Raw genomic sequence first — 25,419 nt, 5'->3', positions numbered from 1 at the left:
CAAGGCCGATATACAAGATCGGGCGGCAATGCCCAGGATTGGAGCCGCATGGCCGTCGAGTTCCGGCTGTTAGGCAGCATCGAGGCGTACGTGGACGGCCGTCCGGTCGACGTCGGGCCGGCCCGCCAGCGCAGTCTGCTGGCCGCCCTGCTGGTCGAGCCCGACCAGCCCGTCTCGGCCGACCAGATGGTGGAGCGCGTGTGGGGGGACCGCGCCCCGCACCAGGCCAAAGGGACGCTGCGCACCTATCTCAGCCGGCTGCGGGCCGCCCTCGCCGGCGAGGTGGAGATCGCCCGTCGCGCCGGCGGCTACGTGCTGGCCCTCGACCCGGAGAAGGTGGACCTGCACCGCTTCCACCGCTTGGTCGCCAGGGCCCGCTCCACCCCGGAGGGCCCGGCGGCCATCGACCTGTTCGACCAGGCCCTCGCGCTGTGGCGGGGAGAGCCCTTCGCCGAACTGGACACCCCCTGGATCCGTGCCGTCCGCACGGAGGTGGAGAACGAGCGGATCAGGACCGAGCTGGACCGCACTGATCTGCTGCTACGCCACGGCCGGCATCACGAGCTGCTGGCCGCGCTGTCCACGCAGGCGGCCGAGCGGCCGCTGGACGAGCGCCTGGCCGGACAGCTCATGCTCGCTCTCTACCGCAACGGCCGCCAGGCCGACGCCCTCGACCGCTACCAGAACCTCCGCATCCGCCTGGCCGAGGAGCTGGGCGCGGACCCCAGCCCACCGCTGCGACGGCTGCACCAGCAGATCCTGACCGCCGATCCGGCGCTGGCCCCGCCGGCGATCGAGCTCAAGGCCGCGTCGGCGCCGGTCCCCCGGCAGCTCCCGGCGCCGCCGAAGCTGTTCACCGGCCGGGCCGAGGAGTTGCGCGTCCTCACCGCCGCGTCGCGGGACCCCGGAGACACCATGGGGATCTCCGCGATCGCGGGGACCGGCGGGATCGGCAAGACCTGGCTCGCCCTGCACTGGGCGCATCAGCAGGCCGATCGGTTCCCCGACGGGCAGTTGTACGTCAACCTCCGCGGCTTCGCCCCCGGCACGCAACCGGTGTCCCCGGCCGTGGCGGTCCGCGGCTTCCTCGACGCGCTCGGCGTCGCCGCCGCCGCGATCCCGGCCGATCCCGACGCGCAGGCCGCGCTGTACCGCAGCCTCGTCGCGGGGAAGCGGATGCTCGTCGTCCTGGACAACGCGGCCACCAGCAGCCAGGTGATCCCGCTGCTGCCCGGCGACTCCACCTGCACCGTGCTGATCACCAGCCGCAACAAGCTGACCACTCTCGTGGCCAGCCACGGCGCTCGCCTGATCCTGCTGGACGTGCTGAGCCAGGACGAGGCACGCGACCTGCTCGTCCGGCACCTCGGCGCCGACCGGCTCACCGCCGAACCTGAAGCGGTGGAGGACCTGCTGCGCGTCTGCGGCAACCTGCCGCTGGCGCTGGGCATCGTCGCCGCCCGGGTCGCCGCCCATCCCGGCCTGCCGCTGTCGGTCCTCGCCGAGGAGCTCGCCGATCATTCCTCGTGGCTGGACGCGCTGGACACCGGCGAGGCGGACCTGAGCGTGCGGGCGGTGTTCTCCTGGTCGTACGACGCCCTCGACCCCGACGCGGCCGCTCTGCTCGCCCTGCTCGGCCTGGCTCCCGGACCGGACATCAGCCTCGCGGCCGCCGCGTCCCTGGCCGCGCTGCCCCTCGGCCGGGCCGGCACGATCCTGCGCAAACTGGATGCCGCGCACCTGATCCAGCAGCATCTGCCGGGCCGCTACCGGATGCACGACCTCATCCGCGCGTTCGCCGCGGAGCGCGCCCGCGCCGGCATGGCCGAAGACGCCCGCGCCGCCGCCCTGCGCCGGTTGGTCGACTTCTACCTCCACACCGCCAAGGCCGGCGATCGGCTGCTGCAGCGGCATCGGGAACGCATCGACTTCGACGAACCGGCCGCCGGATGCCGTCCTGAGCCGTTGCCCGACCTGGCCTCGGCCCTGTCGTGGTTCGAGGCGGAGCACGCCTGCCTGCTCGCCGCCCACCGGCTCGCCGACGACCAGCGATGGTACGCCTCGGTGTGGCGGCTGGCCTGGACGCTGCGCACCTTCCACCGGCGGGGCGGACGCCTGCACGAGGACCTCGCCCTCTGGCAGGTGAGCCTCGCCGCCGCCGAACGGCTGGGTGACGTCGCCGCCCGGACCCAGGCCCACCGGTTCCTCGGCAACAACCTGTGCGAGCTTGGCCGGCACGACGAGTCCCGCCACCACCTGGAGCTCGCCCTGGCGCTCGCCGAGGAGACCGCGGACACCATGGCGGAAGCCCACATCCGCATAGGTCTCGGATGGGCGGAGAAGGGGCGGGGCGCCGACCGGCGAGCGGTGGACCACCTCACCCGCGCCGCGCGGCTGTACCGGGCTCTCGGCAACCCGGTGTGGGAGGCGGACGCGCTCGCCACCATCGGCTGGTTCCACGCCGAGTCCGGCAGGCACGACGAGGCGGTCACGAAGTGCGAGACGGCGCTCGGCATCTACCGCGAGCACGACGACCCCGAGGGCGAGGCCGACATGCTGAGCAGTCTCGGTTACGTCGCCCACAACAGCGGCCGGCACATCGAGGCGCTCACCCACTACGAGCAGGCCCGCGTCCTGTTCCAGAGTCTTGGCTACTCCTACAGCGAAGCAGACACCCTGGACAGGATCGGCCATGCCCAGGCGGCGCTCGGCCGCCCTGACCAGGCCCGCCTCACCTGGCGTCAGGCCCTCGGCCTCTACCTGGCTCAGCAGCGCGGCGCGGATGCCGAGCGCGTCCGGGGACAGCTCGCCGCGCTCAACGTCCACGGGTGACCCGGCCGAGGCGCAGCGCCGAGGCCAGGAAGAACAGGCCGCCGAGCGTGGCGTAGCCGGCGAGGCTGACCAGCGACGCGCTTTGCTGGGCGGCCTGCAGGACGAACGAGGTCCCGGCGACCGTCGAGATGGCGCCACTGATGATCATCGGCCAGTGGCCGCCGCCGAGGTGACGGCGGATCACGCCGACGGCGAGCTGGATGAGGCCGGACACGACGGCCCAGGCGCCCCACACGCGCAGCACGGCCGGGACGCCGGACCCTGCGGCGAAGGCCAGGCCGATGGCGGTGGCCCAGCTGACCGCGATGTTCGCGTACAGGCTCAGTGCCGAGCCCGTCGCCTTCGACGAGCGGGCGTCGACGATGGCCGCGACCCCGTCGAACAGGGGGTAGAGCACCAGCAGGGCGACGCTGACCGGCCCGAGGCCCGACGCGGTCACGGCCAGCAGGCCGGCCCAGACGAGCGCGAAACCGAAACGGACGAAGTACAGCCGCCGCAGGGAGGCGGCGACGGTGGAGGTGGAGGCGGTGACGGTGCTCACGGGGTTCCCTTCCCAGAAGAGATAGAACGTTCGGTCTCGTTGTCGCAAGAGTGGCAGCGTGCCGTCGGACCTGTCAAGACCGAACGTTCTATCTGCTAGGCTCCCTGCAATGGTGCAGAACACGTCAGAAGCGCGATCACGGCTGCTCGGGACCGCCACCCGGCTCTTCTACGCGGAAGGGCTGCACACCGTCGGGATCGACCGGATCGTCGCGGAGGCGAAGGTGACCCGCGCGACGCTGTACCGGCACTTCCCCAGCAAGGACGAGCTCGTCGTCGCCTACCTGCGCGGAGCCGACCAGGCCATCCACGACCGGGTCGGCGAAGCGCTCGGCAGCGGCCGGCCGGCGGCCGACATCCTGCGGGCCATCGCCGGGTCGATAGCCGAGGACATCAGGACGCCCGGTTTCCGCGGCTGCGCCTTCCTCAACGCCGTGGCCGAATATCCGGACCCCGAGCATCCCGTGCACCGAGCCGTGCTCGCGCACCGCCAGTGGTTCCTGAGCACCGTCACCGACCTGCTCGCGCGGGCCGGGGAGACGCCGCCCGAGCCCGCGGGCCGGCACGTCGTCATGCTGCGCGACGGCGCGATGGCGGCGGGCTGCCTCACCGACCCGGTGGCGGTCGGCGAGACGTTCCTGCACGGCGTCGAGCTGGTCCTCCAGCGGGCCGGAGGGCCTGTTCACGGCGCGTAGCGGTAGCCCATGCCCGGTTCGGTGATCAGGTGCTGGGGGTGGGCGGGGTCGGGTTCGAGTTTCCTGCGGAGCTGGGCCATGTACTGGCGCAGGTAGTGGGTCTCCTTGACGTGCTTGCTGCCCCACACCTCGGCGAGCAGGTAGCGCTGGGGGATCAGCTTGCCGGGGTTGCGCAGCAGGATCTCCAGGATGTGCCACTCGGTGGGGGTGAGCCTGATCCCGCCGGAGACGGTCTTGCCGACCAGGTCCACGGTGCGGTCGCCGAGGCGGATGGGCGCCGGCTCGGCCTCCTGCACGCTGGTACGGCGGGAGACGGCGCGGATGCGGGCCAGCAGCTCCTCGATCCCGAAGGGTTTCGTCACGTAGTCGTCGGCGCCGGCGTCCAGTGCGCCTACCTTGTCCTGGTTCCCGGCCCGGCCGGACAGGACGACGATGGGGACGCTGGTCCAGCCGCGCAGGCCGTGGATGACGTCCACGCCGTCGATGTCGGGCAGCCCGAGGTCGAGGACGATGAGGTCGGGACGCCATTCGGCGGCCTGGCGCAGCGCGGAGGAGCCGTCGGCGGCGACCGCGACCTCGTAGTGCCGGGCGGCCAGGTTGATGCGGAGCGCCCGCAGGATCTGCGGCTCGTCGTCCACGACCAGGATCTTGGTCATGGCGCCGCCGCCCCGGGGTGGACCGGCATGCTGACGATCATCGTGAGACCTCCTCCTGGCGTCTCCTCGGGGATGAGCGTGCCGCCCATGGCCTCGGTGAGCCCGCGCGAGAGCGCGAGGCCGAGACCGACGCCGGCGCCGTTGTCGCGGTCGCCGAGCCGCTGGAACGGCAGGAACACCCGCTCGTGGTCCTGGGGCGGGATGCCGGGGCCCCGGTCGACGACCCTGATCTCGACCTGGTCGCCGTGCCGGCCGGCGGTGATCAGCACCTTGTGGCCGGGCGGGCTGTAGCGGACGGCGTTGGCGATGAGGTTGGAGAGGACGCGCTCCAGCAGGGCCGGGTCGGCGACGATGTCGGGCAGCTCGACGGGCACGTCGTTCACGACGCGCTCGCACAGCGGGCCGAGGTCGTCCACGGCCCGGGGCACGACCTCCTCCAGGGCGACGGGCAGGAGCGAGAGGCCGAGGACGCCGGCCTGCAGACGGCTCATGTCGAGCAGGTTCTCCACGAGCCGGTCGAGCCGGACCAGGGACTCGTCTGCGGTGGCGAGCAGTTCGTCGCGGTCCTCGTCCGTCCATTCCACCTCGTCGCCGCGCAGGCTCTCGACAGCCGCCTTGGCGGCCGAGAGCGGGGTGCGGAGGTCGTGGCTGACGGCGGCGAGCAGCGCGGTGCGCATCTTGTCGGCCTCGGCCAGCGGCCTGGCCAGCTCGGCCTCCTCCTCCAGGCGTTCCTGGCGCAGCGCGACGGCCGCCTCGGCGGCGAACGCCTCCAGCACCCGCCGGTCGCCGGCGTTGAGCAGCTGGCCGCGGGCGGCGAGCATCAGCTCGTCGCTGATCACGACGTCGGTGTCCGCGGCGGCGGGCGCGGTGCAGGGCTCGTTCCCCGAGGTGGCGATGATGCGCCAGGCACGGGGATCGGCCTGGTCGTCGGGGGTGGGGTCGCCGATGCGTTCGAGCAGGGTGACCGAGTCGAGCCCGAACGTCTCGCGCAGCCGTCCCAGCAGGGAGGGCAGCGCGGCGTCGCCGCGCAGCACGTGCCCGGCCAGCGTGGACAGCACCTCGGCCTCCGCGGCGGCGCGGGCGGCCTGCCGGGTACGCCGGGCCGCCACGTCGACGATCGTGCTGACCGCGGCCGCGACCAGCACGAACACGATCAGCGCCAGCAGATTCTCGGGGTGGGCGATCGTGATGAACCCGACGGGCGGGGTGAAGAACCAGTTGAGCAGCAGCGACCCGCCGACGGCGGCGGCGATGGCCGGCCACATGCCGCCGATGAGGGCGACGCCGACGACCAGGAGCAGGAACAGCAGGATCTCGCTCGGCAGTTGCAGCACGTCACGGAAGGGGGCGAGCGTCGCGGTCAGCGCCGGCAGGCCGACCATCGCGACGGCCCAGCCGGCCAGCCGCCGTTCGCGGGTCAGGGCGGCGCGGGCGCGTTCCGGCCGCCTGCGGCCCTTCTTGGCCTCCTCGTGGGTGACGAGGTGGACGTCGATCGAGCCGGACAGGCTGGCGGTCTCCACGCCGACGCCGCGCGAGAGGATCTGCGCGAAGCGGCCCCGGCGGGAGGCGCCGAGGACGAGCTGGGTCGCGTTGACGCCACGGGCGAAGTCGAGCAGCGCCCGCGGCACGTCGCCGCCGACGACCTGGTGGTAGGTGCCGCCCATGCTCTCCACGAGAGAGCGCTGGCGGACCAGGTGGGCGGGGTCGGCGCCGGCCAGCCCGTCGGCGCTGGCCACGTGGACGGCCAGCAGGTCGGCGCCCTTGGTGCGGGCCGCGATGCGCGCCGCCCTCCTCACCAGCGTGTCGCCCTCGGGGCCGCCGGTCAGGGCGACCACCACCCGTTCCCTGGTCTCCCACGTGTCGGCGATGCCGTGGTCGGCGCGGTAGCGGTCGAGCTGGTCGTCGACCTTGCCGGCGACCCAGAGCAGGGCCAGCTCGCGCAGCGCGGTGAGGTTGCCGACCCGGAAGTAGTTCGACATGGCCGCGCTGACCTTCTCCGGGGCGTACACGTTGCCGTGCGCCATGCGCCTGCGCAGCGCCTCCGGGGACATGTCGACCAGCTCGATCTGGTCGGCCCTGCGGACGACCTCGTCGGGCACGGTCTCGCGCTGCGGGACCCCCGTGATCTCCTGGACGACGTCGTTGAGCGACTCCAGGTGCTGGATGTTGACCGTGGAGATGACGTCGATGCCGGCGTCCAGGATCTCGTCGATGTCCTGCCAGCGCTTGACGTTCCCCGAGCCCGGCGCGTTGGTGTGCGCCAGCTCGTCGATCAGCGCCACCTTCGGCCGGCGCGCGATGACCGCCCGCACGTCCAGCTCGGTGAAGGTGGCCCCGCGATAGGAGACGGTCCTGCGCGGGACGATCTCCATGCCCTCCAGCAGGACGGCCGTACGGGGCCGGCCGTGCGTCTCGACCAGGCCCACGACCACGTCACGGCCGCGTTCGAGCGCGCGCCGGCCCTCGCTGAGCATCGCGTACGTCTTGCCCACCCCGGGGGCCGCCCCGAGGTAGACCCGTAGCCGTCCTCGCACGTCAGCCCTCGTCGAGGGCGAGGTTGAGTTCGAGCACGTTGACGGCGGGTTCGCCCATGAAGCCCAGTATGCGCCCCGTGGTGTGCTCCTCGATCAGCGCCCTCACCCGGTCCAGGGGCAGGCCGCGCTCCTTCGCCACGCGCGGGGCCTGGAGCGCGGCGTAGGCCGGCGAGATGTGCGGGTCCAGGCCGGAGCCGCTCGCCGTGACCGCGTCGGCGGGGACGGCGGGGGACGCGGGGGCGTTCCCGCGGACGGGCACGGTGCGGCCGGCCGCGTAGTCCTCCCCCGGCCTGGCGCACTCGACCGGTACGCCCTGCCAGGTGGCGACGAAGGGGGTGGCGGGGCAGGGCTGGTTGACGCTGACGACGCGGCCGGGGAAGACCTTGAGCACCGCGCCGGCCCCGTCGGGCGTGCAGTAAGGGCGGGCGCCGCTGACGCCCTCCAGCTCGCCGGCCGCCTTGGAGCGGGCGCACACCTGTGTGAGCAGCGATCGCCTGCCCTTCTGGCCGTCGGCGGGCAGGACGTCCACGACGTCCTCGGGGCCGAGGTTGCTCGCCGAGGTGGACGTGGGGTCGTAGCCGTCGCCGGCGGCCGACGGGCGGGACTGGAAGTACTTCCTGACCGGCCGGCCGGCGGCGTCGGTGAAGGACTGGCCGATGAGCGAGCTGCCTCTGTCCCTGATGAGGGAGCCGTTCGCGTTGTCGTGGAACAGCACCTGGGCGAGGCCGGTGGTGACCAGCGGATAGATCAGGCCGAGCAGGACGGTGAGTACGGCGACGGCACGGAGCGCGGCGAGGTGCCGGCGCAGCGGGCTCGGAAGGCGTTTCATCTAGGACATCCCCGGGAGGAACTGGACCAGCAGGTCGATGATCTTGATGCCGATGAAGGGCGCGACGACGCCGCCGAGGCCGTAGACGTACAGGTTGCGGGACAGCAGCTTGGACGCGCTGGACGGCCGGTAGCGCACGCCGCGCAGGGCGAGCGGGATCAGCGCGACGATGACCAGCGCGTTGAAGATCACCGCGGCCAGGATGGCGGACTGGGGGCTGCTCAGACGCATGACGTTCAGCGCGTCCAGACCTGGATAGACGGCCGCGAACACGGCCGGGATGATCGCGAAGTACTTCGCGATGTCGTTGGCGATGGAGAACGTGGTCAGCGCGCCGCGCGTGATGAGGAGCTGCTTGCCGATCTCGACGATCTCGATGAGCTTGGTCGGGTTGGAGTCGAGGTCGACCATGTTGCCGGCCTCCTTGGCGGCGGAGGTGCCGGTGTTCATGGCCACGCCGACGTCCGACTGGGCGAGGGCCGGGGCGTCGTTGGTGCCGTCGCCGGTCATGGCGACCAGGCGGCCGCCCTCCTGCTCCCGCCTGATCAGGGCGAGCTTGTCCTCGGGGGTGGCCTCGGCCAGGAAGTCGTCCACGCCGGCCTCGTCGGCGATGGCCTTGGCGGTCAGCGGGTTGTCGCCGGTGATCATGACGGTTCTGATGCCCATCCTGCGCATCTCGTCGAACCGCTCGCGCATGCCCGCCTTGACCACGTCCTTCAGGTGGATGACGCCGAGGACGCGGCCTTTCTCGGCGACGACCAGCGGCGTGCCGCCGGAGGCGGAGATGCCGTCCACCAGGTGGCCGGCCTCGTCGGTGGGGTGGCCGCCGGCGTCGCGCACCCACTTCATCACCGCCGTGGCGGCGCCCTTGCGGACCTCGCGCCCGTCCAGGTTCACCCCGGACATGCGGGTCTGCGCGGTGAACGGCACCCACTCGGCGTGTGCCAGCTCGCCCGCCTGACGCTCGCGGAGGCCGAAGCGGTCCTTGGCGAACACGACGATGGAGCGGCCCTCGGGGGTGTCGTCGGCCAGGCTGGACAACTGCGCGGCCTCGGCCAGCTCGGCCGCGCTGACGCCCCGGACCGGGACGAACTCGGCGGCCTGCCGGTTGCCCAGGGTGATGGTGCCGGTCTTGTCCAGCAGCAGCGTCGAGACGTCGCCCGCGGCCTCCACCGCGCGGCCCGACATGGCGAGGACGTTGCGCTGGACCAGGCGGTCCATGCCGGCGATGCCGATGGCCGACAGCAGCGCGCCGATCGTGGTCGGGATGAGGCAGACCAGCAGCGAGACCAGCACCACGCCGGTGACGCCGTTCGCGTCGAGGGCGGGCGAGTCGGCGACGCCGGGGTTGACGAGCTTGGAGTAGATGGCCAGCGGCTGCATGGTCACGGTGGCGGCCAGGAAGATGATCGTCAGGGCGGCCAGCAGGATGTTGAGCGCGATCTCGTTCGGCGTCTTCTGCCGGTTCGCGCCCTCCACCAGGGCGATCATCCGGTCCACGAAGCTCTCGCCCGGCTTCTGGGTGATCCTGACGATGATCCGGTCGGACAGCACCTTCGTGCCACCCGTGACCCCCGAGCGGTCGCCGCCGGACTCGCGGATGACGGGGGCGGACTCGCCGGTGATGGCCGACTCGTCCACGCTGGCGATGCCGTCCACGACGTCGCCGTCCCCGGGGATGGTCTCCCCCGCCTCGACGATCACGTGGTCGCCCTGCCGCAGCTCGGGGGCGCGGATGACGTCCCAGCGCGTGGGGTCGGCCGGGTCCGCCAGCCGGCGGGCCTGGGTGTCCGTCTTGGCCTTGCGCAGCGTGGCCGCCTGGGCCTTGCCGCGGCCCTCCGCCATCGCCTCGGCCAGGTTGGCGAACAGGACGGTCAGCCACAGCCAGGCCACGAGCGCCCAGGCGAAGAACGACGGGTCGAGCACGGCGAGAACGGTGGTGAAGGCCGCGCCGACCTCCACGACGAACATCACCGGGTTGCGCCACAGCTCGACGGGGTTGAGCTTCCTCAGCGCGCCGGGCAGCGAGCGGACCAGTTGCTCCGGGTCGAACAGGCCGCCGGGCCGGCCGTCCCGCTTCGGCGCCGGTTTCTCCAGCACGGGGGTTGACATGTCAGGACAGTCCTTCTGCGATCGGTCCGAGCGCCAGGGCGGGGAGGAAGGTGAGGGCGACCAGGATGATCGTCACGCCGACGACCATGCCGACGAACTGCGGCCGGTACGTCGGGAGCGTGCCGGCGCCCTCGGGGACGGGTGACTGCGCGGCCAGCGAGCCGGCCAGGGCCAGCACCAGGATGATCGGCAGGAACCGGCCGAAGGCCATGCACAGGCCGAGCGCCACGTCGTACCAGGGGGTGTTGACGGTGAGGCCGGCGAAGGCGGAGCCGTTGTTGTTGGAGGCGCTGGTGAAGGCGTACAGGACCTCGGACAGGCCGTGCGGGCCGGTGTTCAGCATGCTCGCGCGCCGCTCGGCCGAGCTCATCGCGCACGCGGTGCCGACCAGCACCAGGATCGGGGTGACCAGGAAGTACAGCGAGGCGAGCTTGATCTCGCGGGCGCGGATCTTCTTGCCCAGGTACTCGGGGGTGCGGCCGACCATCAGCCCGGCCACGAACACCGTGATGACGGCGAGGACGAGCATGCCGTACAGGCCCGAGCCGACCCCGCCGGGGGCGACCTCGCCCAGCATCATGTTGACCATCGTCATCATGCCGCCGAACGGGGTGTAGGAGTCGTGGAAGGAGTTCACCGCTCCCGTGCTCGTGAGCGTCGTCGCCGCGCCGAACGTGGCCGAGTTCGAGACGCCGAAGCGGACCTCCTTGCCCTCCATGGCCGCGCCCGCCGCGTGCGGCACGGTGGCGTCGCCGGACAGCTCGAACACGTTGGTGAGCACGACGCTGGCCAGCGCCAGGAGGCCCATGACGGCGAGGATCGCGTAGCCCTGGCGGACCTGGCCGACCAGCCGGCCGAAGGTACGGGTGAGCGAGAACGGGATCACCAGGATGAGGAAGATCTCCAGCCAGTTCGTCCAGGCGGCGGCGTTCTCGAAGGGGTGGGCGGAGTTGACGTTGTAGAAGCCGCCGCCGTTCGTGCCCAGCTCCTTGATCACCTCCTGGGAGGCGACCGGGCCGCCCGTGATCGACTGGACGCCGCCGGTGAGCGTGGTCACCTCGCGCAGGCCGGAGAAATTCTGCACCAGCCCGCCGGCGACCAGGACCAGCGCGCCTGCGAACGCGATCGGCAGCAGGATGCGGAGCGTGCCGCGGACCAGGTCCACCCAGAAGTTGCCGATGGTGTCGGACCGGCGGCGGGCGAACCCGCGGACCAGGGCGACCGCCACCGCCATGCCGACGGACGCCGAGACGAAGTTCTGCACCGCGAGGGCGGCCATCTGGGTCAGGTGGCCCATGGTGGACTCGCCGGAGTACGACTGCCAGTTGGTGTTGGTGACGAAGCTGACCGCGGTGTTCCAGGCGATGTGGTCGGTGACCGGTTCCATGCCCAGGCTCAGCGGCAGCCGGTCCTGGAGGCGCTGGATGCCGTACACGACCAGGACCGACACCGCCGAGAACGCCAGCAGGGCGCGCGCGTACACGCCCCAGCTCTGCTCGGCGTCCGGGCGGACGCCGAGCAGCCGGTAGATCACCCGTTCGAGCCGGGTGTCCTTGGTGCTCGAGTAGACGCGGGCCATGTAGTCCCCCAACGGGACGTGCACCAGGGCCAGCGCGATGATCAGGGAGGCGACGAAGACCATCCCTGCCACGGTCGTGCTCATCAAAAGCGCTCCGGGAACAGCAGTGCGGCGACCATGAAGATCACCAGGGCCACGGCGATCACGAGACCGGCGGCGTTGACGGCGCTCACAGCCGCTCCACCGCCTTCACGACGACCCCGAGGACCGCGAAGATCGCGATCGTCAGGACCACGAAGATGACGTCTGCCATCCCACTCCTCAGCTCAAAGAGGTCCGGAGGGACCCATCACCAGCAAACGATGAGGATTGGGAGGTTTGGTGGTTCTTGACGCATTTCATACGGCCACAGCCCAAATATTGACGACCTTCCTACGCGCCGGGCCTGCCGTGCCGCACTCCGCTCTGGCCTAGGGTCTGAGGGCGAGGACTGTGACAGCGGGCCTGGAGGTGAAGCCGCCTTGCGGATCGTGATCGCCGAGGACGACCCCCTGCTGCGCGAGGGCCTGGCGCTGCTGCTGCGCGCCGAGGCGCTGGACGTGGTGGCCACCGCCCCGGACGCGGCCGGCTTCCTCGACGCCGTGGCCGCGCACGAGCCGGACGTCGCCATCGTGGACGTCCGCATGCCGCCCACCCACACCGACGAGGGCATCAGGGCGGCCGTCGAGGCCAGGCGGCGCCGGCCCGGCCTCGCCGTGCTCGTCCTGTCGGCGTACGTCGAGCAGGCGTTCGCCACCGACCTGCTCGCCCACGGCAGCGCCCGCCTCGGCTACCTGCTCAAGGAGCGGGTCGGGCGGGTCCAGGAGTTCCTGACCGCGCTGCACCGGGTGGCGGACGGCGGCACCGCCATCGACCCCGAGGTGGTCGCGCAGCTCCTGACCCGCAACCGGCCCGGCAACCCGCTCGACCGGCTCAGCCCGCGCGAGCGCGACGTGCTGGCCCTGATGGCCGAAGGGCTCGGCAACTCCGCCATCGCCGAGCGGCTCGTCGTCACCGGCGGGGCCGTGCACAAGCACATCAGGAGCATCTTCGCCAAGCTCGACCTGCAGCCCGCCGACGGCACCGACCGCCGGGTGGCCGCCGTGCTGCGCTACCTGGAGAGCACCTGACCCTCACGTCCCGGCAGGCAGGGTCACGTCGAGGGTCGTCGGCCCGCCGGCCGGACTGCTCAGCGTGAACGTCCCGTCGTGCGCCTCGACCCGGCCGCGGATGCCGGCGAGCCCGGAGCCGCGCTCGTCCGCCCCGCCCCGGCCGTCGTCCGTGACCTGGAGGAGCAGCCGGTCGCCGAGGCGGCGTACGCGGACGACGGCCCGCTCGGCCTCGCTGTGCTTGGCGATGTTGGTGAGCGCCTCGGCCACCACGAAGTAGGCGGTGGCCTCGACGGAGGCGGCGGCCCTGACGGACGGTTCGGCGTCGATCCGGCAGGGCACCGGGCAGGCCGCGGCCAGACCGGCGAGCGCGTCGGCGAGGCTCTTGTGGGTCAGGACGGGCGGCAGGATGGTGCGTACCACGCCGCGCAGCTCGCCGAGCGCCTGCTCCGCGGCGCTCTGCGCCCGTTCGAGCGACTCCCTGGCGGTGGCCGGATCGCGCTCCAGCGCCCGGAGCGCCGCCCCGAGCAGCACGTTGACGGCGACGAGCCGGTTCTGCGTGCCGTCGTGCAGCGAACGTTCGATCCTGCGCAGCTCGGCGGCGTGCGCGTCGAGCACGGCGGCGCGGGTCGCGGTGAGCTGCGCCACCCGCAGGTGCAGGTCGACGTCGGCGCCGGGCCGCAGGAGGCGACGCCCGGACCAGGCCTGCAGCCGGGCCATCCAGGGTGCGACGACGACGGTCAGCGCGATCTCGACCGGGGCCAGCGCGGCGACGGCGAACGCGCCCGCCGCGTCCCTGACCTCCCACATCCCGTACGCCGCGGTCGCGGCCTCCTCAGGAGGCAGCAGCCACCACCACAACGCGAAGGTCGCGTCCTGCACCGCGTGCAGCGGGAGGGTGAGGGCGGCCATGCCCAGGAGCAGCCCGGCGGAGCCGTGCACGACCGCCCAGGCCAGCTCCCGCCGCACCGTCGCGTCGGCGAGCGCCGCGAGCGGCCCGGCCGGCGGCGGGGACGCGGCGACGAGCTCCACCGGGCCCCAGCGCGAGAGCCTGGCCCGCTCCCTGTCGGCCACCGCGCGCAACCCGCGCAGCGCGGCCGGCACCAGCGGCACCCCCACGCCGACGAGACAGGCCAGGCCGGTGAGGACGGCCGTCAGGAGCGCCACCAGCGCCAGGACCGCCGTGCCCATCCCGGCGACGAGGTGTTCGAGGGCGTCCAGCGCGGCACGGCCCCGGGCGACCAGGTCCACGCGCCGCGGGGCCCGGTTGGTCGTCATGAGTAAGTACCTCCCCGGCCCGCCACAGGCTATCGCCGGCTCATCGGGCCGTCACGGCTTCCGTTCCCGCCGCGGCCGGAACGGGCTCCGCGGGCGGACGGTAACCCAGACGGCCGCGGGTGGCGATGAGCACCACGACGGCCCCCGTGGTGCCCGCGAGGAGGGTGACCCGGGACGCCAGCTCGGGGGTGGCGAGCGTCGGGAACACCTCCGCGAAGGCGACCGACATGAAGTTGTTGACGCTGACGTGCAGCAGCATGATCAGCGGCAGGCTCTGCCCGGTCCGGTTGAAGACCCAGGTGACGACCACGTTGAAGGTGCAGCAGAAGGCCACGAACTCGGCGATCCGCTGCAGGCTGACGTCCGGGTACCCGCCCCACTCCGACAGGAACAGCGGCAGGTGCCAGAGCCCCCACAGCGGGCCGAGGATGATCGTGGAGCCCAGCGCGCCGAACCTGCGCTGCATCCGCGCCAGCGCGAAGTCACGCCAGCCGGGCTCCTCCGCCAGCCCGGTGGTGACCATCTGGAGCAGCAGACTGGGGACGTAGGCCGCCAGCACGGCGGCGGGAGGAGCGGTGAACTGCCCGTCGGTCATCGCGAGGCAGGTGACGATGATGGCGGCGGGGACGCCGATGGCGGTCACCAGATACCAGACCCAGCTCACCCGCCACTTGGTCATCCGCCCGACCCACCGGCGGACGCCCTCCTTGCCCTCCGCGATCCTGGTCACGAGGTAGGCGGAGAAGATCGGGCCGAGATAGGCGCCGGGCAGCATGCCGAGCAACTGCGGGGTGCCGAGCAGGGCGGGGAACTCGAAGTCCAGGACTCCGGTGCCGTTCCGCGACAGGATGTACGGCAACCAGGCGACCCAGCTCAACAGGTTGGCCAGGATGAAGAAGCTGAGCAGCGGGTGACGGCGGACGAAGACTGCCATGTCGGTGTTTCCCTTGGGGAGCGCTTGATGGACAGTCATCAGCACACCAGCGACGCCCCCTTCCGGTCGTTCCCCTCTACGCCCCAACGGAGGTACAGCCAGGGGTACCGGCCCGTGGTCCGCGGGTGACGATCAGGTACGTGAGGGCCGCGCCGAGGGTCAGCAGCGCGGTCCAGACGTTGAGGCGCAAGCCGAGGACGAGAGGGGCGGGGTCCACGCGCAGCCACTCGATCCAGGCGCGTCCGGTGGCGTAGGCCGCGCCGTACAACGCGAAGGTCCGGCCGCGGTCCAGGTGGAAGCGGCGTTCGGCCCAGAGGACGAGCCCGGCCACCCCCAGGTCCCACAGCGACTCGTAGAGGAAGGCCGGATGGTACGTCGCCGTGGACTCCATGCCGGTCGGCCGGTGGGCGGGGTCGATCTCCAGCGCCCACGGCAGGTCGGTCGGCCTGCCGTACAGCTCCTGGTTGAACCAGTTGCCCCAGCGCGCGATGGCCTGCCCGAGCGCGATGCCGGGCGCGACGGCGTCGGCGAAGTCGCGCAGCGGGATGCCGCGCCGGCGGCAGGCCAGCCACGCGCCGAGCGCGCCCCCGGCGACGGCGCCCCAGATGCTGATCCCGCCCTCCCAGATCGCGAAGGCGCGCAGGGGTTCGCCGCCGGGGCCGAAGTACTGCCGCCAGTCGGTGGCCACGTGGTAGAGACGCGCCCCGACCAGGCCGAACGGCACGGCCCAGGTGGCGATGTCCACGACGGTGTCAGGCTCGCCGCCGCGGGCGGCCCAGCGGCGGCGGGTGACCCAGACGCCGACGACGATGGCGAGCACCATGAGCAGCGAGTACGCGCGGACGGGCAGCGGCCCGAGATGCCAGACGCCCTGGGACGGGCTAGGGATGGCTGTCACACCGCCGAGTCTCGTTCCGCGGCGGCCGGGCGCGCATCGAGCGGGACGCCGATTCCCGGGTCAGTCGACTGGTTGATGCCGGACCGGCGGACGGCTGGTTATCGTCGATGCCGTGGAGTCCTGGGAGCGGTCCCGGCGCCGGTGGCAGCACGCCTTCTTCGGGTCGTGGCTGGTGCTGACCTCGGCCGGCCCGCTGATGGAGGTGGGCGAGGCCCTGCCGGTGGCGCTCGTGGCCGGGCTGGCCGCCTGGTACGCGGTGTGGTTCGTGCTGCGCACGCCTCCGGCCGGCGAGGTGCCCCTGCCGTACGTGGCCGGCGGCGGGCTGCTCTGGCTGGGGCTGTTCGCGATCGACCGGTCGTTCCTGGTGGTCTGCCTGTGCGTGCTGGTGCCGTACTGCATGGACGCCGTGCGGATCGGGCTGGTCGCGGTGCTGTCGTGCGCCGGCGGCTGGTTGTGGCACAGCTACCACCACGGCGGGTCGATCAGCTGGACCGAGCTCGCCATCACCGTGCTGATCGCGGTCAGCGCGGCCACCTCGGTGGGCTACTTCTCCTCCGTGGCCCGGCAGAGCGCCGAGCGCAAGGAGCTGATCGACCAGTTGCAGGCCGCCCAGGAGGCGCGGGCGGCGGCCGAACGGCAGGCGGGCGTGGCCGCCGAGCGGCAGCGGCTGGCGCGCGACATCCACGACAGCCTGACCCAGGGGTTCGCCAGCGTGGTGATGCTGCTGGAGGCGGCGCAGGAGCGCTCGCCCGGCGACCGGCACCTGGCGCAGGCGTTGCGTACGGCGAGGGAGAACCTCACGGAGAGCCGCCGCGTGGTGCGGGCGCTGCGGCCGGGTGAGCTCGACGACGGCGGCCTGCCGGAGGCGCTGCGGCGGCTGTCGGGCCGGCTGTCCGACGAGACCGGCATCGACGCGCACGCCGTGATCACCGGTACGCTGCGGCCCCTGGACGGGCAGGTCCAGGTGGAGCTGCTGCGGGTGGCGCAGGAAGCGGTCGCCAACGCGCGCCGCCACGCGCGCGCCGAGCGGGTCACGCTGACCCTGTCGTACATGGACGACCTGGTCGTGCTGGACGTCCACGACGACGGCGACGGCTTCGATCCTGGGCGGGCCGCCGCCGGTCACGGTCTGCTGATCATGTCGGAACGGATGGCGCAGCTCGGCGGCACGCTCCTCGTGGAGAGCGCGTCCGGGGAGGGCACGACGGTCGTGGCCAGCCTCCCCGTGGGGGCGCGATGAGCGCGATCCGCGTGCTGATCGCCGACGATCATCCGGTGGTCCGTGACGGCATCCGGGCGATGCTCGGGACGCAGGACGACCTGGAGGTGGTCGGCGAGGCGGTCTCGGGCGCGGACGCGGTGCGCCTGGCGCGCGCGCTGCGGCCGGACGTCACGCTGATGGACCTGCAGATGCCCGAGCTCGACGGCGCGACGGCGATCAGCCGGATCCGCGCGGACGACCCCGGCGCCAGGGTGATCGTGCTGACCACGTACGACACCGACGGCGACATCTCCCGCGCCATCGACGCAGGAGCGATCGGCTACCTGCTCAAGGACAGCCACCGCGAGCAGCTGTTCGCCGCGATCAGGGCGGCGGCCCAGGGCGAGAGCGCCCTGTCGCCGTCGATAGCGACCCGGGTGTTGTCGTGGGCCCGCGCCGACGCGCCAGGCGCGCTCAGCGGCCGGGAGATCGAGGTCCTGGGCGCGGTCGCCCAGGGGATGAGCAACAAGGCCATCGCCGCCCACCTGTGCATCAGCGAGGCCACCGTCAAGACCCACCTGCTGCACGTCTTCGCCAAGCTCGGCGTGGACGACCGCACCGCCGCCGTGACCGTGGCGGCCACCCGGGGGATCATCCGCCTCGGCGGCTGACGCCACCCGGCCGCCTGTCAGGCGACGTGTAATTCCGCAGGCAGGAGCACGTCGAACAGGCTGACAACACGGATCTCCTACCGGACACGCGGGCGAGCCGCCACCTTGGGTTCCGCCACACCGGAATCGCCCCCCGGCCCCGCGAACCAGGAGAACCCGATGAAGCTGTCCTCATGCGCCGCCCTGCTCGCGGCGGCCGTCCTGATCGCCCCGCTGAGTGGGGTGACCGGGGCGGCGGCGGCGCAGAAGGCCGACGCTGAGGCCCTTCCCGCCGTGAACATGGAAGCCGCCGTCAAGGCGGCCCAGATCGACCCGCGGCGGCCCGACAACACGCTGACCCCGGGCGCCAAGGCCGGCGTGCTCCTCGTCGAGCAGGCGCTGCGTGACCTCCGCCTTCTCGACGCGAAGTGGGTGGACGGCTACTTCGGCACCACGACGGTCGCCGCCTACGCGAACTACCAGAAGTCGCTCGGCCTCAGCGGTCTCGACGCCAACGGCCTGCCGGGCAAGACGTCGCTCACCAAGCTCGGCGCCGGCCGTTTCACGGTCACCCGCGTCATCACCCCGGGCGCTCGGGTGTCCGTCGGCGGTTCCGTGCTCAACGCCCGTACGCGGGACATGCTGGCGGAGGCCAGGCGGCTGCTCGGCCGGGACTTCGCGCTGGACCAGGGGTCGTACAACCCCGGGGGCGACCCCACGTCCGTCGGCACCCATGACGGCGGCGGCGTCGTCGACGTCTCCGTGGAGGGGATGAACGCCGCCACCCGCACCGCCGTCGTCCGGGCGCTGCGTCTCGTCGGCTTCGCCGCCTGGCTGCGCAGCCCTCAGCAGGGCGACTGGCCCTGGCACATCCACGCCGTCGCCATCAGCGACCCGGATCTGTCCAGCCAGGCCCAGCACCAGGTCGGTGACTACTACCTCGGTCTGAACGGGCTCGCCAACCGGGGTCCGGACGACGGCCCGCGCACGACCATCCGCACCTGGGAGGAGTACCGGCGGCGCTGACCCCGTACTTCCATCCCGATCCCGATCCCATGCAGCACAGACAGGAGAACAGCATGAGCAAGCTCACCAGGATCCTCACCGCCACGACCGCCGCGATGGCGCTCGGCGGAGCGGTGCTCGGCACCGCGGCCCCCGCCTCGGCCGCGAACCGCGACGGGGTCTGCGACACCGGCGAGTTCTGCTACTACTTCAACAGCAATCAGCAGGGATCGGTCTCCGACTTCACCGGATCGATCCCGGACTACAGCACCACCCAGCCCACCTGCTACGACTTCAAGGGCACCGGCGCGGGCAAGGGCACCTGCATCAAGAACTCCGCCGCCTCCGTCTGGAACCGGAGCGGCAAGACCGTCCGCGTGTACTTCAACACCGGCTACGCCGGCAGCTACCAGGACTTCGCCGCCGGCGCGAAGGCCAACCTGAACGCCACGCTGAAGAACCAGAACGCCTCGCACCAGTTCAGCCCGTCGTCGTCGGGGAGCGGCGGCGCCATGTCGTACTCGCTGTACTCGGCGACCGGCCGGATCACCTGCGGCTTCGACGGCTACACCTCCACCTCCGGCCGGCACGAGGGCATCGACATCGCCCGCGGCATCGGCTCCAACGTGCACGCCCTGGTGGCGGGCCAGGTCATCAACGTCGTACGCGGCGCCACCGGCAGGGCGAACCTCTCCACGATCGCCATCTACAACTCCTCGCTGAACAAGACGGTGATCTACCTGCACTCCGCCCCGGTGTCCTCGCTGAGGGTGGGCCAGCAGGTCAGCCGCGGCCAGGTGATCGCCACCGAGTCGTGGCGCGGCGTGTCGAGCAGCTCGTCCGCGCACACCCACGTCGAGATGCGCCTCGGGCGGCAGACGCGCGCCGCCAAGAGCGTCGGCGACCCGCACCTCGACAACCCGAACCCCACCTCGTTCTGGAACTCCCAGGGCTACAGCATCCGATAACGCTCCCCGGCCGCGACCAGAAGAGGAAGACAACGTGTCCGTACGAACGGTCCGCCTGCTCCCACGGCTCGCCGCGGCGACGGCCGCGATGGCGGTCGGCGGGGCGGTCCTCACCACCGCCGCCTCCCCCGCCGCCGCCGCGAGCCGCGACGGTGTCTGCGACACCGGCGAGTTCTGCTACTACTTCAACAGCAACCACCAGGGGTCGGTCTCCGACTTCACCGGATCCATCCCGGACTACAGCACCACCCAGCCCACCTGCTACGACTTCAAGGGGGCCGGAGCAGGCAAGGGCACCTGCATCAAGAACTCCGCCGCCTCCGCCTGGAACCGCAGCGGCAAGACGGTCCGCGTCTACTTCAACACCGGCTACGCCGGCAGCTACCAGGACTTGGCCCCCGGCGCGAAAGCCAACCTGAACGCCACGCTGAAGAACCAGAACGCCTCGCACCAGTTCCTGAGCTCCACGTCGCCGACCGGGTGCAAGACCGACGGCACGGACACCAAGCTGCCCACGACGATCCTCGTGTACCGCAAGTCCCTGGATCGCGTGGAGCGGGTGGACTTCAAGACCTACGTCAAGAACGTCCTGCCCAACGAGTGGGTGTCGAGCTGGCCGGCCGAGTCGCTCAGGGCCGGGGCGCTCGCCGTGAAGAACTTCGGCTGGTACTGGGCGCTGCACTCCAACCGCAAGACGCCGAGCGGTGAGTGCTTCGACGTCTACGACCACACGTCCAGCCAGGTGTACAAGCCCGGCTCGGCCAAGGCGGCGACGAGCGCCGCGGTGGACGCGACCTGGGGCACCCGGCTGACCCGGAGCGGGAAGATCTTCCGGGCGCAGTACTGCTCCACGACGACGGCGTGCGGCAACTGGGTCGACGGCGACTGGATGTCGCAGTACGGCTCCCGCGACAAGGCCAACGCGGGCTGGAGCCACTCCAGGATCCTCCAGCACTACTACACGGGGATCACGCTCGGCTCCTGAGCCGCCGTCCCCCTGGTTCCCCGTCGCGTGCAGCGTGGCGGGGAACTAGCGTGCGTCGACGATGATCTGGAAGTTGATCGGCCGGCTTCCCGGGAACAGGATCGCCCCCGAGGCGTCCACCATCTTGAACCGCACGTAACACAGGCCCGGCTTCCTGGGCGTGGTGACGACGGTCTCGACGTCTACCGTCGCGCCGGGCGGCGTGTCCTTGATCGGCACGTCCGAGATGGTCTGGCACTGGTCGGCCTGCTGCGCGAAGTCGAGGCGGCGCAGCGAATAACCCGTCCACGGCACGGTCCCGGAGTTCTTGAGCCGCCACACCTTGGTCACGGTCTTGCCGGCGTCGACGCGCGCGCAGTCGGGAAGCGTGACGTCCTCGACGAACTGGGCCGCGTCGCCCGGGTGCAGGGGCGGGGCCCAGGGCGGGTTGGTCGAGCGTACCGGGCAGTCGGCCGGGGACAGCGCGGCGGCCGACTGCCCCGGCCCGGTCGGGGCAGGGCCGGGGTGGTCGGTCGCGGCGCCGTTGTTGAGCACGGTCACGACGACGGCCACCGCCCCGGCGACGACGACCACTGCCGCCGCCAAGGCGGCAACGCGGGCGGGCCGGGATCGCCCCTTGCCGGCCGGCGGCGCGGGAGGGGGCGGTGGGACGTCGTCCGGGGACGGGGACGGGGACGGGGACGCGGGAGGCGGCGGGGCGGCGTCCGCGGATGGGGGCGCCTGCGACGCGAGGGCGAGCCGCTGAGCACCGGGGCCGGCCGCGGCCACGAGCCCGTCGGACGGCTGCTCCGCTCCGTCGGACGGCTGCTCCGCCGAGATGTCGGACGGCCGCTCCAGCGGCATGTCGGCGCGCGGCGCGGGCTCCCCGGCGCTCGCCGATCTGACCACCCGGTTCGCCTGCTCCCAACGGTCGCGGTAGGCGGCCGGATCGGCGTCGCACGCCTTGACGAACTCGACGGTGGTCTCCCAGCTAGGGAGCCGATTGCCTTTCGTGGCCTCGTGGAGCGTGGTGTGGGAAATCGCCCCTGACCGTCCGGACATCTCCCGGTAAGGCGGGTTGCCGACAGCGTTGCGCAATTCTCGCAAGATCGCCGCGAAGCCCTCGATCGCCTCCGCCCGTGCACGCCTGTCGTCCACCGTGCGAAGGTAACAGCACCCACGGTCCGCCCTCAACCCGAACCGGTATCAGCACGAACGCCGGCCGGCGCTATTCACGAACCGCGGATGCTCGTCGGTTTTGTTACGAAATCCCGCCTCACTTGTCGCGGAAGTTCGCCACTTTCTGTTTGAAGGCTACGGCCCGCTCCCCTTTCAACACCCCGAAGCTGCCGCCTTTCAGCGGCGCGTCCTCAGGGGTGCGGAAACCCATCTTGGTGAAGCTGTCCGCGGACTGGTCGGTCGCGGCGGTCAGGTCCACCACCCCGCTGTACGTGAGCGCGACATCCACCATCTGCCAGCCGACCCCTTGGAACGGGTTCGGCGCGGCGGCCTCGTTGACCGCCGGGCGGATGATGTTCCACGGCGCGACGGACGCCTGGTCGATTCTGAGCGAATCCACGAGTTTGCTCACCACGGCGATGCCCTGAATCCTGCCGTCATGCTTCGTGACCAGGGAAAGGAGCTTCCCCGCGGGCACGAGATACGACTTCGTCAGCATCTCCTTGATCTCCGTCAGTTCGTCCTTGCAGTTCTGGTAGACGGGATTGTCGGCGCTGGGGTGAGACTTGTGATACTGCAGCATCTCGGTGACGGCCGCGGCCAGCTCTTTCCGTATGGCCGGAGAATCACCGACGAATTCGGTGCAGCCCGCCGGGATGCTTTTGAACGGTTTTAAACCGCCCGGCCCGCCCTCTGGTTGCATGCTCATGAAAACCCCCTCCATCGGCACGAAGGCACTCATCGTACGACTCAGCCCGCATTTGTCCATGGCGGGCAGGTCAGGGCGACGGCGATGATCAGGGGCCGGACGACCTCTTCGACCGACTTGTACGACATGTCAGGGGTGGCGCTGTACCAGCGTTCGCCGGTCCGGCGTGGGAAAGTAGCGCCACCAGTAGTCGTCGCAGTGCCGGTCCGGTTTGGAGAAGTACGCCCCGCACCCGCGACTGACCGAGGCCGGCGCGGGCCGCTCACGACGTACGAGATTGATCGGAGGACCACGATGATCACGACCCCTGACCCGGCGGTCGAGCAGGCGGCGGACGAGCTCACGCGGAGCGTGCTGGCGAGCTTCGACGGCGCGCCGGAGCGGCTGCGTACGCTCGCCCGGGGCCTCGTCTCCCACCTGCACGCCTTCGTACGCGAGAACGACGTCACCGACGAGGAGTGGCGTCACGCGATCGGCTTCCTCACCCGGGCCGGGCACATCACCAGCGACGTCCGTCAGGAGTTCATCCTGCTCTCGGACGTCCTCGGCGTGAGCAGCCTGGTCGACATCCTCGGCAACGCCCGTGCCGAAGGGGCCACGCCGTCGGCCGTGCTCGGCCCCTTCTACGTCGAGGGCCCGCCGGAGCTGCCGCAGGGCGCCGACATTTCCGGCGGCCTCGACGGCGAGCGGGTCCTGGCGGACGTCACGGTCACCGACACCGCCGGGGTCCCCGTCGCCGACGCCGTGGTGGACGTGTGGCAGGCGAACAAGGACGGCTACTACGACGTCCAGCTCCCGGACCAGGAAGGGCCGGTGCTGCGGGGGCGGCTGCGCACCGACGCCGGCGGGCGGCTGAGGTTCTGGACGATCCTGCCGGCGCCGTACCCGATCCCCGACGACGGGCCGGTGGGCGAGCTGCTGGCCGCCGCCGGACGCCACTCGATGCGCGCCCCGCACCTGCATTTCATGATCGCGGCCCCCGGGCGGCGCACGCTGGTCACCCAGCTCTTCGTCGAGGGCGGCGACTTTCTCGACTCCGACGCCGTGTTCGGCGTGAAGGAGCCCATCATCGTGCCCTTCGCCGAGCAGGACGGACCCGCGCCCGACGGGCGGCCGGGGCCGTGGCGGCGGGTGGAGTTCACCTTCCGCCTGGCCTGACGGCCTCGGCCGTGCTCCGGAGCCTGCTGCCGATGGCGTGTGGGGTCAGCCCCTCGTCGAGAAGCGCCAGGACCGCCATTTCACGGGGAGTTATTCCGTATTTGGGGGAATCGCCGGTTTTCGGGAGGTTCATGGCGACTTTCTGGTGGTCGGGGGCCACTTCATAACCGCAGTGCGGGGCAACGGGCCGCCGTTCCGCAGGCCGAACAGGAATGGCGAAGGAAAGGCACTACTAACTTCTTCGTATATCGGATCCGGCCCCTTTCATGCGACACTGTGGTCCGCCTTTCAACGGGCACGGATTCCGGCGTACGGAGGTCGTGGGTGGACACCACGGAGAGGCTGGCGCACCCTTCGGGAGATCAGGACGGCGAGTCCGGGCGCGGCGCCGTCCGCCGGGCCACCGCGCTGGCGGGGCTCGGGTCGGTCGCCGACGTGGCGGCGGTCGCGCAACTGCTCACCACCGAGTCCCGGCAGGGGGTGATGGTCGCCGGCCTGCTGTCGGTGCTCACCGGGACGCTGGGGCTGATCCAGCTCTACGGGCGGCCCGTACGCGTGCGGGCCCTGGTCATGGTCGCGCTGATCGCCGTGGGCTCCGGGCTGGTGGGCGCGATGGCGCAGCGCTACTACGCCGACGCGACCGCCGATCCTCCTCCGCAGGCCGCGGGCGTCGCCGCGGACCCGGCCACCACGCCGCCCCGGCCCACGCCAACGCCGACTCCCTCCGCCTCCCCCTCTTCCTCGCCCTCCGCCGGGGGGAAGATCCGCGAGGCGGAGGCGACGCTGCGCGACCAGGACTACCTCGACGTCGAGTCCGGCCGCATCGGCACGGTCGTGCCCGGCGTGAGCGACCTCTGGTACGTCAGCCCCTACCGCTCGCTGTGGACGGCCGGCGGCGGCGAATACCCGATCACGCCCGTCGACGCCCGCCCGGACGCCGACGCCTGCGCGCAGGCCCTGGCCGCCCGGGACTACGACCAGGTGGAGCTGGGCAGGATGAGGCCCGGCGCCTGGGCCTGCGCCCGTACCGCCGAAGGCAACCTGGTCGGCATCAGGTTCCCCGTCATCCCCGCGAACAGCGACGCGCCGCTCACGATCTCCTACGTCGTCTGGCACGCGACCACGGCCGAGTGACCCCGCCTACGATGTCCCCGTGGACATCGTGATCGGCCGCAGCCGGGAGTCCGACCACCTGCTGATCCCGGTCCTCGGCCGCTCGTTCCCCGGCAGCGTCGACCCCTGGGACGCGAGCTGGCTGCGCACCCCCATCCACGTGCGCGCCGGCGGCTTCACCGCCGACCTCGACGCGCGGCTCCGCGTGCACGAGCTGCGCGGCTTCCGTACGGAGCTGGAGCGCGTGCACGAGCGGGTCGGAGGGAAGGCCGTCCTGTCCTCCCTTGAGCACTGGGTCGAGCTTTCCGTCGCTTGCCGCCCAACGGGGTCCTTGGCGGTGTCCGGGACGGTGCGCGACGATCCCTCGTTCGGGAACGCCCTCACGTTCGAGATCGACGGCCTGGACCAGACGGACCTGCCGCCGCTCGTCGCGGCGCTTGTAGCCGTCGAGGAACGGTTCCCGCTGTGAGTTTGGCCGGGGGACGTTGCGTGAAATA

General features: G+C 71.8%; 23 protein-coding genes. 11 read left to right on the top strand and 12 right to left on the bottom strand.

Annotated features, from left to right (window positions below):
* Positions 1 to 48 precede the first annotated feature (48 nt).
* Positions 49 to 2,832, top strand: a complete 2,784-nt coding sequence (locus tag SMD20_RS33125; RefSeq protein ID WP_329588868.1) for an AfsR/SARP family transcriptional regulator — start codon at positions 49 to 51, stop codon at positions 2,830 to 2,832.
* On the opposite strand, the gene SMD20_RS33120 is transcribed toward SMD20_RS33125, so the two are convergent.
* A complete protein-coding gene (locus SMD20_RS33120; RefSeq protein ID WP_329588866.1) occupies positions 2,816 to 3,373 on the bottom strand; it encodes a hypothetical protein in 558 nt (185 codons plus the stop codon). The two genes, SMD20_RS33125 and SMD20_RS33120, sit on opposite strands and share 17 nt — an antisense overlap.
* A 109-nt stretch (positions 3,374 to 3,482) precedes the next feature.
* On the opposite strand from SMD20_RS33120, the gene SMD20_RS33115 reads away from it, so the two are divergent.
* Complete coding sequence (locus tag SMD20_RS33115; protein WP_329588864.1) at positions 3,483 to 4,067, top strand: TetR/AcrR family transcriptional regulator; 585 nt, start codon at positions 3,483 to 3,485, stop codon at positions 4,065 to 4,067.
* On the opposite strand, the gene SMD20_RS33110 is transcribed toward SMD20_RS33115, so the two are convergent.
* The 6 genes from SMD20_RS33110 to kdpF all read right to left on the bottom strand — a co-directional run bounded on the left by SMD20_RS33110 (position 4,055) and on the right by kdpF (position 11,950).
* Positions 4,055 to 4,723: a response regulator gene (locus SMD20_RS33110; RefSeq protein ID WP_329588862.1), complete on the bottom strand. Its 669-nt coding sequence runs from the start codon at positions 4,721 to 4,723 to the stop codon at positions 4,055 to 4,057. The genes SMD20_RS33115 and SMD20_RS33110 overlap by 13 nt on opposite strands.
* Positions 4,720 to 7,197 (bottom strand): DUF4118 domain-containing protein, encoded by a 2,478-nt coding sequence (locus tag SMD20_RS33105; protein ID WP_442942617.1) that lies wholly within the window; start codon positions 7,195 to 7,197, stop codon positions 4,720 to 4,722. The genes SMD20_RS33110 and SMD20_RS33105 overlap by 4 nt, the downstream gene beginning before the upstream one ends.
* A 61-nt stretch (positions 7,198 to 7,258) precedes the next feature.
* Positions 7,259 to 8,086: a potassium-transporting ATPase subunit C gene (locus SMD20_RS33100; protein WP_329588858.1), complete on the bottom strand. Its 828-nt coding sequence runs from the start codon at positions 8,084 to 8,086 to the stop codon at positions 7,259 to 7,261.
* Positions 8,087 to 10,198, bottom strand: coding sequence for a potassium-transporting ATPase subunit KdpB (gene kdpB / locus SMD20_RS33095; protein WP_329588856.1), 2,112 nt, complete (start codon positions 10,196 to 10,198; stop codon positions 8,087 to 8,089). It lies immediately after the preceding gene.
* 1 nt (position 10,199) lies between these two features.
* Positions 10,200 to 11,861 carry a potassium-transporting ATPase subunit KdpA gene (gene kdpA, locus SMD20_RS33090; protein WP_329588853.1) on the bottom strand — a complete coding sequence of 554 codons (1,662 nt, stop codon included), beginning with the start codon at positions 11,859 to 11,861 and terminating at the stop codon, positions 10,200 to 10,202.
* Positions 11,861 to 11,950 carry a K(+)-transporting ATPase subunit F gene (kdpF, locus tag SMD20_RS33085; protein ID WP_329588851.1) on the bottom strand — a complete coding sequence of 30 codons (90 nt, stop codon included), beginning with the start codon at positions 11,948 to 11,950 and terminating at the stop codon, positions 11,861 to 11,863. The genes kdpA and kdpF overlap by 1 nt, the downstream gene beginning before the upstream one ends.
* A gap of 288 nt (positions 11,951 to 12,238) precedes the next feature.
* Between kdpF and SMD20_RS33080 the strand changes: the two genes are divergently transcribed.
* Positions 12,239 to 12,886, top strand: a complete 648-nt coding sequence (locus SMD20_RS33080; protein ID WP_329588849.1) for a response regulator transcription factor — start codon at positions 12,239 to 12,241, stop codon at positions 12,884 to 12,886.
* Positions 12,887 to 12,889: 3 nt separating this feature from the next.
* Here the strand turns inward: SMD20_RS33080 and SMD20_RS33075 are convergent, their stop codons facing one another.
* From SMD20_RS33075 to lgt, 3 genes are all read right to left on the bottom strand, one after another.
* Positions 12,890 to 14,143, bottom strand: a complete 1,254-nt coding sequence (locus tag SMD20_RS33075) for a sensor histidine kinase (RefSeq protein WP_329588847.1) — start codon at positions 14,141 to 14,143, stop codon at positions 12,890 to 12,892.
* A gap of 40 nt (positions 14,144 to 14,183) precedes the next feature.
* A complete protein-coding gene (locus tag SMD20_RS33070) occupies positions 14,184 to 15,077 on the bottom strand; it encodes a CPBP family intramembrane glutamic endopeptidase (RefSeq protein ID WP_329588845.1) in 894 nt (297 codons plus the stop codon).
* 76 nt (positions 15,078 to 15,153) lie between these two features.
* A complete protein-coding gene (gene lgt / locus SMD20_RS33065; RefSeq protein ID WP_329588843.1) occupies positions 15,154 to 15,975 on the bottom strand; it encodes a prolipoprotein diacylglyceryl transferase in 822 nt (273 codons plus the stop codon).
* 112 nt (positions 15,976 to 16,087) lie between these two features.
* Between lgt and SMD20_RS33060 the strand changes: the two genes are divergently transcribed.
* The 5 genes from SMD20_RS33060 to SMD20_RS33040 all read left to right on the top strand — a co-directional run bounded on the left by SMD20_RS33060 (position 16,088) and on the right by SMD20_RS33040 (position 20,784).
* Complete coding sequence (locus SMD20_RS33060; RefSeq protein ID WP_329588841.1) at positions 16,088 to 17,215, top strand: sensor histidine kinase; 1,128 nt, start codon at positions 16,088 to 16,090, stop codon at positions 17,213 to 17,215.
* A complete protein-coding gene (locus SMD20_RS33055; RefSeq protein ID WP_329588839.1) occupies positions 17,212 to 17,847 on the top strand; it encodes a response regulator transcription factor in 636 nt (211 codons plus the stop codon). Before SMD20_RS33060 ends, SMD20_RS33055 begins: the two co-directional genes overlap by 4 nt.
* 159 nt (positions 17,848 to 18,006) lie before the next feature.
* Positions 18,007 to 18,852 (top strand): peptidoglycan-binding domain-containing protein, encoded by an 846-nt coding sequence (locus SMD20_RS33050; protein ID WP_329588837.1) that lies wholly within the window; start codon positions 18,007 to 18,009, stop codon positions 18,850 to 18,852.
* Between the two features lie 53 nt (positions 18,853 to 18,905).
* Complete coding sequence (locus SMD20_RS33045; RefSeq protein ID WP_329588835.1) at positions 18,906 to 19,799, top strand: peptidase inhibitor family I36 protein; 894 nt, start codon at positions 18,906 to 18,908, stop codon at positions 19,797 to 19,799.
* Positions 19,800 to 19,833: 34 nt separating this feature from the next.
* A complete protein-coding gene (locus SMD20_RS33040; RefSeq protein WP_329588833.1) occupies positions 19,834 to 20,784 on the top strand; it encodes a SpoIID/LytB domain-containing protein in 951 nt (316 codons plus the stop codon).
* A 45-nt stretch (positions 20,785 to 20,829) separates the two neighbouring features.
* On the opposite strand, the gene SMD20_RS33035 is transcribed toward SMD20_RS33040, so the two are convergent.
* A complete protein-coding gene (locus tag SMD20_RS33035; RefSeq protein WP_329588831.1) occupies positions 20,830 to 21,921 on the bottom strand; it encodes an NBR1-Ig-like domain-containing protein in 1,092 nt (363 codons plus the stop codon).
* Between the two features lie 118 nt (positions 21,922 to 22,039).
* Entirely contained in the window at positions 22,040 to 22,684 is a 645-nt protein-coding gene (locus tag SMD20_RS33030; RefSeq protein WP_329588829.1) for a hypothetical protein, read from the bottom strand.
* A gap of 261 nt (positions 22,685 to 22,945) precedes the next feature.
* Here SMD20_RS33030 and SMD20_RS33025 point away from each other — a divergent pair, with 261 nt between their 5' ends.
* From SMD20_RS33025 to SMD20_RS33015, 3 genes are all read left to right on the top strand, one after another.
* Positions 22,946 to 23,809: a dioxygenase family protein gene (locus SMD20_RS33025; RefSeq protein WP_329588827.1), complete on the top strand. Its 864-nt coding sequence runs from the start codon at positions 22,946 to 22,948 to the stop codon at positions 23,807 to 23,809.
* A 324-nt stretch (positions 23,810 to 24,133) separates the two neighbouring features.
* Complete coding sequence (locus SMD20_RS33020; protein WP_329588825.1) at positions 24,134 to 24,943, top strand: hypothetical protein; 810 nt, start codon at positions 24,134 to 24,136, stop codon at positions 24,941 to 24,943.
* A 19-nt stretch (positions 24,944 to 24,962) separates the two neighbouring features.
* On the top strand, positions 24,963 to 25,391 hold the full coding sequence (locus SMD20_RS33015) for a WapI family immunity protein (RefSeq protein ID WP_329588822.1): 429 nt from the start codon (positions 24,963 to 24,965) through the stop codon (positions 25,389 to 25,391).
* Positions 25,392 to 25,419 lie beyond the last annotated feature (28 nt).

The organism is Nonomuraea sp. LP-02, from assembly GCF_036289125.1.
Lineage (GTDB): Bacteria > Actinomycetota > Actinomycetes > Streptosporangiales > Streptosporangiaceae > Nonomuraea > Nonomuraea bangladeshensis.
This window is presented reverse-complemented; position numbering and strand designations above follow the sequence as displayed.

What these genes read in the sequence shown, in the direction of transcription:
- SMD20_RS33070 (WP_329588845.1), bottom strand. Translation starts at nt 15,077, where the DNA reads ATGGCAGTCTTCGTCCGCCGTCACCCGCTGCTCAGCTTCTTCATCCTG.
- SMD20_RS33050 (WP_329588837.1), top strand. Translation starts at nt 18,007, where the DNA reads ATGAAGCTGTCCTCATGCGCCGCCCTGCTCGCGGCGGCCGTCCTGATC.
- SMD20_RS33075 (WP_329588847.1), bottom strand. Translation starts at nt 14,143, where the DNA reads ATGACGACCAACCGGGCCCCGCGGCGCGTGGACCTGGTCGCCCGGGGC.
- SMD20_RS33055 (WP_329588839.1), top strand. Translation starts at nt 17,212, where the DNA reads ATGAGCGCGATCCGCGTGCTGATCGCCGACGATCATCCGGTGGTCCGT.
- SMD20_RS33115 (WP_329588864.1), top strand. Translation starts at nt 3,483, where the DNA reads ATGGTGCAGAACACGTCAGAAGCGCGATCACGGCTGCTCGGGACCGCC.
- SMD20_RS33125 (WP_329588868.1), top strand. Translation starts at nt 49, where the DNA reads ATGGCCGTCGAGTTCCGGCTGTTAGGCAGCATCGAGGCGTACGTGGAC.
- SMD20_RS33025 (WP_329588827.1), top strand. Translation starts at nt 22,946, where the DNA reads ATGATCACGACCCCTGACCCGGCGGTCGAGCAGGCGGCGGACGAGCTC.
- SMD20_RS33100 (WP_329588858.1), bottom strand. Translation starts at nt 8,086, where the DNA reads ATGAAACGCCTTCCGAGCCCGCTGCGCCGGCACCTCGCCGCGCTCCGT.
- kdpB (WP_329588856.1), bottom strand. Translation starts at nt 10,198, where the DNA reads ATGTCAACCCCCGTGCTGGAGAAACCGGCGCCGAAGCGGGACGGCCGG.
- SMD20_RS33030 (WP_329588829.1), bottom strand. Translation starts at nt 22,684, where the DNA reads ATGAGTGCCTTCGTGCCGATGGAGGGGGTTTTCATGAGCATGCAACCA.
- SMD20_RS33045 (WP_329588835.1), top strand. Translation starts at nt 18,906, where the DNA reads ATGAGCAAGCTCACCAGGATCCTCACCGCCACGACCGCCGCGATGGCG.
- SMD20_RS33110 (WP_329588862.1), bottom strand. Translation starts at nt 4,723, where the DNA reads ATGACCAAGATCCTGGTCGTGGACGACGAGCCGCAGATCCTGCGGGCG.
- SMD20_RS33105 (WP_442942617.1), bottom strand. Translation starts at nt 7,197, where the DNA reads ATGCTCAGCGAGGGCCGGCGCGCGCTCGAACGCGGCCGTGACGTGGTC.
- kdpA (WP_329588853.1), bottom strand. Translation starts at nt 11,861, where the DNA reads ATGAGCACGACCGTGGCAGGGATGGTCTTCGTCGCCTCCCTGATCATC.